General features: G+C 64.0%; 10 protein-coding genes. 6 read left to right on the forward strand and 4 right to left on the reverse strand.

What is annotated here, in order from left to right:
- Together AC3A3W_RS04725 and AC3A3W_RS04730 are read right to left on the reverse strand one after the other, a co-directional pair.
- Positions 1–475: MFS transporter (locus AC3A3W_RS04725; protein WP_487440739.1), on the reverse strand; the 475-nt coding region annotated here is incomplete at its 3' end.
- A 259-nt stretch (positions 476–734) separates the two neighbouring features.
- The gene (locus AC3A3W_RS04730) at positions 735–1,538 is read right to left on the reverse strand and encodes an IclR family transcriptional regulator (RefSeq protein ID WP_487440741.1); all 804 of its coding nucleotides are present in this window, start codon (positions 1,536–1,538) and stop codon (positions 735–737) included.
- A gap of 163 nt (positions 1,539–1,701) precedes the next feature.
- Here AC3A3W_RS04730 and AC3A3W_RS04735 point away from each other — a divergent pair, with 163 nt between their 5' ends.
- The 5 genes from AC3A3W_RS04735 (at position 1,702) to AC3A3W_RS04755 (ending at position 7,233) form a co-directional block, all read left to right on the forward strand.
- Entirely contained in the window at positions 1,702–2,598 is an 897-nt protein-coding gene (locus tag AC3A3W_RS04735; RefSeq protein WP_487440743.1) for a LysR substrate-binding domain-containing protein, read from the forward strand.
- A gap of 184 nt (positions 2,599–2,782) precedes the next feature.
- The gene (locus tag AC3A3W_RS04740; protein ID WP_487440745.1) at positions 2,783–3,073 is read left to right on the forward strand and encodes a YciI family protein; all 291 of its coding nucleotides are present in this window, start codon (positions 2,783–2,785) and stop codon (positions 3,071–3,073) included.
- Positions 3,040–4,182, forward strand: coding sequence for an alcohol dehydrogenase catalytic domain-containing protein (locus tag AC3A3W_RS04745; protein ID WP_487440746.1), 1,143 nt, complete (start codon positions 3,040–3,042; stop codon positions 4,180–4,182). Before AC3A3W_RS04740 ends, AC3A3W_RS04745 begins: the two co-directional genes overlap by 34 nt.
- Positions 4,179–5,879 carry an FAD-dependent oxidoreductase gene (locus AC3A3W_RS04750; protein WP_487440748.1) on the forward strand — a complete coding sequence of 567 codons (1,701 nt, stop codon included), beginning with the start codon at positions 4,179–4,181 and terminating at the stop codon, positions 5,877–5,879. Before AC3A3W_RS04745 ends, AC3A3W_RS04750 begins: the two co-directional genes overlap by 4 nt.
- 34 nt (positions 5,880–5,913) lie before the next feature.
- Positions 5,914–7,233, forward strand: coding sequence for an MFS transporter (locus AC3A3W_RS04755; RefSeq protein WP_487440757.1), 1,320 nt, complete (start codon positions 5,914–5,916; stop codon positions 7,231–7,233).
- 132 nt (positions 7,234–7,365) lie between these two features.
- Here the strand turns inward: AC3A3W_RS04755 and AC3A3W_RS04760 are convergent, their stop codons facing one another.
- On the reverse strand, positions 7,366–8,340 hold the full coding sequence (locus AC3A3W_RS04760; protein ID WP_487440750.1) for an alpha/beta fold hydrolase: 975 nt from the start codon (positions 8,338–8,340) through the stop codon (positions 7,366–7,368).
- 72 nt (positions 8,341–8,412) lie between these two features.
- Positions 8,413–8,979: a dihydrofolate reductase family protein gene (locus AC3A3W_RS04765; protein WP_487440752.1), complete on the reverse strand. Its 567-nt coding sequence runs from the start codon at positions 8,977–8,979 to the stop codon at positions 8,413–8,415.
- A gap of 148 nt (positions 8,980–9,127) precedes the next feature.
- On the opposite strand from AC3A3W_RS04765, the gene AC3A3W_RS04770 reads away from it, so the two are divergent.
- The gene (locus AC3A3W_RS04770; RefSeq protein WP_487440755.1) at positions 9,128–9,613 is read left to right on the forward strand and encodes an N-acetyltransferase family protein; all 486 of its coding nucleotides are present in this window, start codon (positions 9,128–9,130) and stop codon (positions 9,611–9,613) included.
- Positions 9,614–9,841: the final 228 nt, after the last annotated feature.

Genomic DNA, 9,841 nt, shown 5'->3' on the forward strand with positions numbered 1-9,841 from the left:
GTTCCATAGTGAGGGTGGATGCGCCGGCGGCCTCCGCCCCGGCAGAGAAGCCCTGCGCAAGGCGCCCTACCAGGAGCAGCGCCGTGGCCCAGTAGCCGATCTGCCCGTAAGTGGGGAGGAAGCCGATCCCTATCGAGGCCACGCCCATGATCACCAAGGTGATCAGGAGGGCCTGTTTGCGGCCGACCCTGTCACCGAAGTGGCTCATGACGATGCCGCCCAGCGGGCGGGCGAGGTAACCAACGCCGAAGGTTGCCATGGCGCCGAGCAGGGCGACGACGGGGTCTCCCGCAGGGAAGAAGATCTTGGGGAAGATCAGTGCGGCCGCGGTGCCGTAGATGAAGAAGTCGTAGTACTCCAAGGTGGATCCAAGGAAGGACGCGAGGGCTGCCTTTTTCGGCATCTTGACGTGCTCGCCTTGTGATGACTGGTTGCTGCGAACGGCTGTGGGTGGGTGCTGGTGCACGTGTCCCATGGTGTCTCCTCATTGAGAGTGGGTGCCGGCACCGCCACGGGGCGGGGCTACCGGAAAGATGGTGTCGGAGTTACGCTCGCTGGCTGGCTGCCGGTCGGCGCCACCCTCCTCATCGTCTGATGCAGGAAAGCCTTCCAGAGGAGTGTGCTTTCAGGTCACAAGCGGTTGTTCTCTGGCATCGACTGTAGGACCGGGATCACACCCGGAGGCCAGATATCCCGTTCAACGGGACGCGGATTCTAGGGCTTCGGTGCAAGGCTCACTTGCCCAGGGATTCCAGCCATGGCCTAGTCCCGTACGGGCGGCGCTCCGCCCCCATGGTGCGGGACAGTCCACGGCCAGCGGCGACCAGAACGGGCAGGATCAGACCGGGGTTCTCCTCCGCAGACGGGACAACGACGGCTATCGCACCGATCACCGAGTGGCCCTCACCAAACACCGGAACGGCAAAGGCAGTGTTTTCAGCTACCAGCACGCCCGCCATCCGGGCGTAGCCAAGCTCTCTGATGTGGGCCAGCTGCTTACGGAGGCGCGCCGGGTCTGTCTCGGTGGCCGGCGTGGTCTTTTTCAGGGTTCCGCCGAGGAAACGCTCCTGGACGTAGCCCGGCATGTGGGCCATCATCGCCATGCCGGAGGAGGTGCTGTGGATCTCCAGCCTGCCCGCTACCTCCGCGAGGTTCATCACGGTTCCGTGCCGATCAAGGCGTTCCAGGTAGAGCACGCTCCCGGACTCCACGTCCGGTACGGATAGGGAAACATGCTCACGCACGGCGGCGTGGACACCTTCCAGAAATGGCAGCCCCCGCCGCCGGAAATCTTCGAGCGGGTTGCTGCGCGAGGCGAGCTCCCACATCCTCGCGCCCACGCCATAGTCGCCGGATTGGTCACGCTCCAGTAGTCCACTGGCGGCAAGGTCGTTGGCCAGCCGGTGGACGGTACTGCTGGACATTCCCGTCATGCGGACCAGCTCACGCAGCGGCAGGCGCGGGTTGCCCCTGGAGAAGGCCTCCATGATCTTTACTACCCGTTCAATGACGGACTCCCCCGACGCCGAGTTTGCCACGATGCCTCCTGCCGCTGGCGGCCGGGAAGATGCCTTGCCCGGCCGGAATCCGCGGATCCCAGAACCAATATAGCCTTGCAGTGTAAGGGCCAGGCGGGTGCCGGCGCCTTCCGGCGTGCGGCACCTGACCGGAGAAAAGCATGGCAGGCAAAGGAGGGCCTATATGGAGCTGAGGCAGGTTGAGGCCTTCCTGGCCGTAGCTGAGGAATTGCACTTCGGCCGCGCCGCGGAGAAGCTCCGAATGGCCCAGTCACCCCTCAGCCAGACCATCCGAAAGCTGGAGAAGAGCCTCGGCGCCGCACTCTTCGAACGCAATACACGCACCGTTGCCCTCACCAGCGCCGGACACTCCTTCCTGCCCCACGCCAGGAAGATCCTGGAAGAAGTTGACCTGGGACAGCGGGCGGTCCGCGCCGATAGCGGAACGATCTATGGCCGGCTCAGCATCGGCTTTTCCGGAGCGCTCAACCACAAGACCCTGCCGCCGCTGACCCGCGCCTTGCGGCACCGCCACCCCCAGCTGGACGTCACGCTGCACGGCGGGCTGCTGACCCAGGAAGCGCTGCAACAGCTCATCCACAGTTCACTGGACCTCGCGTTCATCGGCCTGCCGGTAGACGCACCCTCCCTTGAAACCCGGACCATCGCCAAAGAAGGCCTGGGCGCCACCGTCCCGGTGGACCACCCCCTCGCCGGGAGGGAATCCATAGGCCTGGCCGAACTCGCGGGCGACACCTTCATCACCATGCCCGCGGCCCAAGGCTCCACGTTGCGAGAAGCAACAGTGGCCGCCTGCAATGCCGCAGGCTTCCGGCCTCACATAGGCCAGGAGGTGGCCGACCCCTACACGGCACTCTCCTTGGTGGCCGGGGGCGTCGGCGTCAGCCTCATGCCCGACTCCATCGCCGGGATCATGCCCGGCGGAACGGTTTTCCTGCCCATCTCCGGCGGTGCCATTCCCCTGTATTCGGGGTTGGCCTGGAATCCATCCGCCATGTCCCCCGCCCTGCGCGCGGCCCTCGACGTTGCCCTGGAAGTCTTGCCGACGCCGTCCTCATGACGTGGTGGTCAACCCAACTATGTAGAAAAGCCACATAGTTATTGATCAATTACGTATTGGACAAGTCCTAATACATCGCGCCACTATGGAGCGCAGAGGGACGTGATCAGTCCCACAAAGTGCTCCCGGCACCTCTGGCTGGGAAGCTACCCAACCACCATCTGCTCAATGATGAGGACTATCCATGCCCACGTTTGCCGTCACCTATACTTACTCCGGTTCCAGCTCGCAGCAGCGGGATGAGACACGACCGGCCCACGTTGAATTTCTTCAGGCCCAATTCGACGGCGGCCGGCTCCTCAAGAGCGGCCCCTTCGGGCCCGAGGAGTCACCGGGCGCCCTGCTGATCATCGCGGGCCAGTCCAAGGCTGATGTAGAAGCACTGATGAACCAGGACCCGTTCCACCAGGCAGGCCTGGTCCAGGAGCGGACCATCCGCCAATGGAACATCTTCTTCGGCGCCGGCCAGAACTGAGGTTGGCTGTGTTCTCCGCCCGCACCATTGCCAAAGGAACCGTCCGATTCGAAGAATCCGCCGAACCCGAACTCGTAGCCGGCCACGCGCTGGTCCGTGTTCACAACGTCACCCTCTGCGGCACCGACCTTCACATCTGGGAGGATGACTACCCCACCGATCTCCCCATCATCCAAGGCCACGAATTCTCCGGCGTCATCGAAGCTGTGGGACCCAACGACGCCGGTGTCCGCGTCGGAGACCAGGTGGCCGTCAGCCCCATGACCTACTGCGGAGAATGCCGGCCGTGCCGCACGGGACGCCCCAACGTCTGCAGGAACATCGGCTGCATCGGCTGCTATTCCGACGGCGCCCTCGTGGAAGTACTCAGCGTGCCGCTGGAGAAACTGTGCCCCGTTCCGGCCGGCCTGCCCCTGCACCTGGCCGCCATGGGCGAACCAACCTCCATCGCCATGCAGGCCGTCAACCGCGGTCACCCCGACGCCGGCGAGGTTGGCCTGGTGTTGGGCAGCGGACCCATCGGCCTGCTCGCCACCCTGTACCTGACCGATCTGGGGGTGCAGGTGGTCTGCGCAGACACCGAAGTGGACCGCCTCGAGCTTGCCACCGAGTTCGGCGCTGTAGACACCCTATTGGTCACGCCCGGCGCCGCATTCCCTGACCCGGACCAGGAATCCCGGCTGGCGGCACTCACAGATGGCTATGGGCCGCAGCTCGTCATCGAGGCCACCGGAGTGCCCTCCTCTCTGGAAAATGCGATCAGGCTTGTTGCCAGCGCCGGCAGGATTGTCCAGGTGGGCATCTCCGCCCGGCAGGCCGCCGTCTCCATGAAGGACATCCCCTTTAAGGAACTCGATCTCATGGGCAGCCGCAACAGCCTCAACCTCATCCCGGACGGTCTCGCCCTGCTGGCCAAGCACGCCCGGGAAGCCCAGGCTCTGATGACCCACCGCTTCGCCTTCGAAGATCTTCAACAGGCCTTCCACCTAATGCAGGACCGCACCGAAAAGGTGGGCAAGATCCTCATTGAAATGCCCGCCTCACGGCAGGCGCACCCTGCTTTGCACAGCAGCGCAGCCGAACATGCGACCTCAGGATCACGGCCATGAACGGCGCTCCGGAAATCATTCTCACTCCTGCAGATCGGCTCTCCGATACCTATGATGTGGTGGTGGTCGGCAGCGGCGCCGCCGGACTGGTCGCAGCCATTCGGGCAGCGGACGCCGGGCTGTCCGTCGTCGTCCTTGAAAAGGCAGCCCTGCTGGGCGGAACCACCGCCGCGGGCGGAGGCGTGATGTGGGCGCCCAACAACCACCTCGCCAAAGCCGCAGGATACTCCGACAGCCACGCCGACGGCATTGCCTATCTCACCGAGGCAGCCGGGCACGTGCTCAGCATGGAGGAAGTCGAATGGTACGTGACCACGGCTCCCCGTGCGGTCAGCTACCTGAACGAATCCACCAAGGTGGCCATGGTTCCCATTTCCCGCCCGGATTACCACATGGAATGGGAAGGATCCGCCGACGGGGGCCGCGGGTTGGACAACAGCCCTTTCGATCCAGCCGGATACCCTGGCCTGTCAGCCCTGATCCGCCCCTCGTCGTACTTCCCTCTGCTCACCATGACCGAGCGGGATGGCCTGAACGGCCGTGCCGCGGACCCGGCCCTACAGGCCGAGCGGGCGGCCCGGGGTGTCCGGACCATGGGAGGCGCACTCGTAGGAAGCCTGCTGGCCAGCGCGCTGGACCGGGGAGTGCAGCTCGCCGTCACTGCTCCGGTGAAGGAACTTGAAGAATCGGAAGGACGATGGTCCGTCAACATTGGTGGACGGGCCGCCGGGAAGCCGATCATCGCCTCCGCGGTTGTGCTTGCCTCTGGGGGCTTCGAATGGAACAGCAGGCTCCGCCAGGCTTTCCTTCCGTTCCCCGTAACACCCATCAGTGCCCCCTCCAACGAAGGGGACGGGCTGCAACTTGGGCTCAAAGCCGGGGCCGCCGTTGCTGACATGACCGCCATCTGGGGCGTACCGGTGATTTCCACACCGGAACACGAGTATGACGGACGGCAATCCGGACGCATGGGCAACGTGGAAATGACCCTGCCCGGATCCATCACCGTCAATGCCAAGGGGCGCCGGTTCGTCAACGAGGCGCTGAACTATCACGATGCCAACCGGGTCTTCGCCTCGATCGACCCGCAGACCGGCCGGCAGGAAAACAACCCCGCCTGGCTCGTCTTCGACTCCTCCTACCAGCGGAAATACCCCGTGGCCGGTTCCACACCCGGCCGGCCTGCGAGCTGGATGTCCAGCGCACCTACTTTGGAAGAACTGGCACGGAAAATCGGCGTAGACCCCGACGGACTGACCTCGACCGTGCGCAGGTTCAACGCAGACGCCGCCACGGGCGTGGACCGGGAATTCCAGCGGGGCGCCACACCCCAGGACCGGTTCCTCGGCGACGCCGCAAACACCCCAAACCCATGCCTGGCCCCCCTCCGCGAGCCGCCGTTCTACGCCGTGACCATCCACGCAGGGGTCTTGGGTACGTCCGGGGGTCTCGCCACCGATTTCGACGGGCGCGTCCTTGACCGCCACCGGCAGCCGATCCCAGGACTCTACGCCGCCGGAAACGTGTCAGCCGGCGTCTTCCGGAACAACTACCCGGGCGGAGGCGCCACTCTTGGCTCTGCCATCACGAGGGCTTTCGCCGTCGGGGAACACCTGGCCACGTCCCTGGCCCCCACCTGCCCGCCACTGGCGACCAATGCGCGAGCACCCATGCCCGCCGATCCCCAAGCCGGTTGACCATCCCCACCCACAACCAGGAGCAACAATGTCAATGGAGACTTTGCGCACCGACAGCGCCCCAGTGCGCCAGCGCACCCCCAACCAGGCCAAACGCGCCGCCGCAGCGGCCTACCTCGGCGGCACCTTGGAGTACTACGACTACTTCATTTACGCCTCCGCCGCGGCCTTGGTATTCGGCCGGATCTTTTTCCCCTCGGCTGACGGCGCCGCTACCCTCGCATCCTTGGCCACGTTCGGCGTGGCCTATGTGGCACGACCGTTCGGGGCCATCGTCCTTGGCCACTTTGGCGACAAACTGGGACGCAAGAACGTCCTAGTCGTCACGCTCGTATTAATGGGCGGTTCGACGTTCCTCATCGGCTGCCTGCCAGACTTCAACACAATCGGCATTTGGGCACCCATTCTGCTCGTCGTCCTCCGGATCTGCCAAGGCCTCTCAGCCGGCGGAGAGACCGCCGGGGCCAGCACACTGACCATCGAACAGGCACCCGACGATCGCCGAGGCCTCTACGGTTCGTGGGCCCTGAACGGCATCGTCACAGGCCTGATCCTGGCGAGCCTGGTGTTCCTTCCCATCGCCGCCCTGCCGGAGAAGGACCTTCTCAGCTGGGGCTGGCGGGTCCCGTTCTGGTCCTCACTGGCGGTTCTCGTACTGGCCTACGTGATCCGGCGCACCCTCCAGGAACCAGAGATCTTCGAAGAAACCAAAGAAAACCACCAGACCGCCAGACTGCCCCTGGTCACCGTCATCAGAGACCATGGCTGGGACGTGGTGCGGGTCGGCTTCGCCTCCCTGTTCACAGTCACCAACACAGTGGTCACGGTCTTCGCCCTGGCGTTCGCAACGCAGACAGTGGGGATCCCGACGTCGGCCATGCTGTGGGTGACCATCGGCACCAACGTGGCCGCCCTGCTCACGCAGCCGCTCGCAGCTGCCCTGTCAGACAGAATTGGCCGAAAACCAGTATTCATCACGGGCTGCATCGGTAGCGCCGCAGGAATCTTCTTCTATTTCCAGGCCATTTCCACGGGCAACTTCATGCTCATCCTCCTCGCGGGCCTGGCTACGACTTCCCTGTTCTACAGCGCGGCCAACGGACTCTACCCGGCGTTCTTCTCCGAAATGTTCGATGTGAAGGTGCGCTACTCCGGCGTGGCCATCGGCCTCCAACTGGGCCTGCTCATCGCGGGCTTCAGCCCTGCCATCGCCACCTGGCTCAACGGAGGAGACAAAGGCAACTGGGTTCCGGTGGCAGCCTTCACCGCCGCGGTCTGTCTGCTGGCTGCTGTCGCCGCCGCTACCGCCAAGGAAACGTTCCGCACACCCCTTCATCTCCTGGGACAGAAATAGCAAACAGAAGAGCTGACGGCGGCGAGACGTCCTGCCGCCGTCAACGCGAATCCGGTGAATCGCATCTGATGCGGATCCGACAGACAGTGATAGCCCTCTACGCCCGCTGCTCAGCAGCGGGAACCCCGGTTATCATTGCTTGCCGAGGAACGCAGTGATGATTTCTGCCATGCGCCCGGCTTGGGTCCAATGCAGGTAATGACCGCCCTCGAGCGTGACGATTTCGTGGTGATCGACGTTTTTCAGCAGGTCTTGCGTCGCGGCTGCCCGGGTTGATGTCGACTCAGTCTTGTCGTCGGCGATGAAGGCCAGGACTGGCAGCGCATCGGGATAGCGGACACCTCTCAGGGCAGCCGCGTTGGCGGCGATTCGCGACGTTTCATCGGCCACAGCGTCGTTGCCGAAGTTCCAGCTCAGCATCAGGCGCATGCGTTCGAGTTCGTCGGCGCTGTAGGCATCACTGTCCGGAGCCGCAAGGTCAGGGGCGATGGCGGTGACGGTACGGACCACGCCCGTGACAGAGAGCGCCCGTTCCCAGTTGATTCCCGGCTGCGGCTCCCCTGCCGGTTCGCTCGTTGCTTTGGGCACCGTCGCGTCGATTCCGATCACTGCGGCTACTTCCGCTGGGTACCGGTTGGCGTAATCAAGGGTGTAGAAGCCGGCGATGGAGTGTCCTGCCAAAATGTAGGGCTGCTCGACGTGGAGTTTGGTCAGCACTTCGTGGAGTTCCGTGCTGATGTTCCTGTTGGTCCGCTCGCCGGCCTTCATGTCGCTGTATCCGTAGCCGAATCCCTCAACGACAATGACGTCAAAATTTCCGAGTTCGCGAATCAGCGGAGCGAAATCGAGGGCAGGCGCGGGTGTTCCCAGGCCGCTGAGGAGGACGATGGGCTGGCCCGAGTGTCCATTCCGGTACACGTTGATCTCGCCGCTGCTGACGGCGATTCGTTCGCCGTAGGGTCTGATGCTGGATTTTTCAGACTGCTCCAGGAGACCGTTGGCGGCCGTCGAAGCCAGCACGAGACCCAGCGCAACGAGCGCACTGATACCCGCGATCTGTAGCCTCCGCCGAGGTTTTTTGCGGGCGCCGTCGACTTGATCTGGCAACCGTCTGGCCACTCGACGAGAAAACAGGCGCATGATGAGCCCTTCGAAGAATTGAAAGTGCGGACTGTCCGCTTATTTTCTGATCTCGTAGCGCAGAAGTACCACGCCATTTTCGAAGGGGGTTGCCTCGACCAGCTTCAGGTCTTGCGAATCCTCGAAAATGCGCCTTCCCTTGCCGCGTGACGCCGGGCAGACCCGCATCTGGACTTCATCGACGAGGCCGGAGTCCAGCAGGGAGTGCATGAGCCTCAGGCTCCCCCACAGCCAGATGTCCTTGCCGCTCTGCTCCTTGAGCTCCCGGATGGTGGCGGCCGGGTCGCGCGTCACGGTCGCGGCGGGAAAGTCGCCCCAGGGGGCGTCATCCAGCTTCGACGACGCGACGAACTTGGTGAGGTTGTTGAGCTTCTCGCCGTACTCGCCCTGCTCCTCGGCGTACGGCCAGTAGCCCACGGACTGGGCGTAGGTGTTCGCGCCGAGAATCATCGTGTCGACCGAGTCCATGAACCCCATCACGCTTGCCTTGAACGCGCTGGTGTCGGTCTCGGAAAAGGGCTCCCCTGACACGAAGCTGAGCCCGCCGTCCTCCTCCGCGGCGATGTTGTCGACGGTAACCCATTGCTGGACGATGAGTTTTCTCATGGCGCCAACTGTAGCCCCGCTGGCATGCGGTCAACGAGCCCAATCTCGGAGCGCCCATGGGCGGGGTGGCGCAGTACGAAGGACATCTACCGGTACTGCTATGTCCGCGGCCCCGACGGCACAGCAACGGGATCTTTAGAATCGGTCAATGGACCCAGAATTTGTCGTGCGCCGTGCCGGACCCAGCGATGCGGACGAACTCGCCGACCTGCACCTCCGTTGCCGCCGTGAAACGTATGCCGGCCTCCTGTCGGCCAGCTTCTTCGAGAAGCAGAACCTCGCAGACGGGACCGCGCAGTGGTCGCGAATTCTCACCGGACCCCACGCTGACCGCCATTGGGTGGCCGTTCACGAAGGACGGCTGGTCGGATTCGCCGGCTCCGTTCCCCCGGTCCCGGGAACGAGCTCGCCAGCTGAGCTCTGGGGAATCTACCTGCTCTCTGCCTATCAAGGTTCCGGTCTGGGACAGCAACTGCTGGAGGCTACCATCGGCGCGGAAAGCGCGACCCTGTGGGTAGCCCGTGACAACACACGGGCCCAAGCGTTTTATCGGCGGAACGGCTTCGCCGCCAGCGGTCGTGAAAAGATCCTCGACGACTGGGAAGGAATGACGGTTATTCAGATGGTCCGCTGAAACGCCTCGTAGAACGAGTAGTCAGTACTCGTGTTCTGGGCGTCAGCGCATCTGACCGGGCAAGTCGTCATTCCACTTCTCGGGCGGCTACTCAGACGCGGTCCCCTGAAACGAGTACCCACTACTCGTGTGCGCCTACATGGAGTCGGGTTGAATGTTGGCACGCCGTGCCTCGGAGCTCTCGCGGGGGCCGCAGGAGTCGGCGTGTTCATGTCCGTGTTCGCCGCC

The sequence above is a fragment of the Arthrobacter sp. Soil_N43 genome, assembly GCF_057655195.1.

Bases quoted from the DNA above. Each gene is read 5' to 3' on its own strand.
- AC3A3W_RS04765 (WP_487440752.1), bottom strand. From the start codon at position 8,979: ATGAGAAAACTCATCGTCCAGCAATGGGTTACCGTCGACAACATCGCC.
- AC3A3W_RS04750 (WP_487440748.1), top strand. From the start codon at position 4,179: ATGAACGGCGCTCCGGAAATCATTCTCACTCCTGCAGATCGGCTCTCC.
- AC3A3W_RS04770 (WP_487440755.1), top strand. From the start codon at position 9,128: ATGGACCCAGAATTTGTCGTGCGCCGTGCCGGACCCAGCGATGCGGAC.
- AC3A3W_RS04755 (WP_487440757.1), top strand. From the start codon at position 5,914: ATGGAGACTTTGCGCACCGACAGCGCCCCAGTGCGCCAGCGCACCCCC.
- AC3A3W_RS04735 (WP_487440743.1), top strand. From the start codon at position 1,702: ATGGAGCTGAGGCAGGTTGAGGCCTTCCTGGCCGTAGCTGAGGAATTG.
- AC3A3W_RS04740 (WP_487440745.1), top strand. From the start codon at position 2,783: ATGCCCACGTTTGCCGTCACCTATACTTACTCCGGTTCCAGCTCGCAG.
- AC3A3W_RS04745 (WP_487440746.1), top strand. From the start codon at position 3,040: ATGGAACATCTTCTTCGGCGCCGGCCAGAACTGAGGTTGGCTGTGTTC.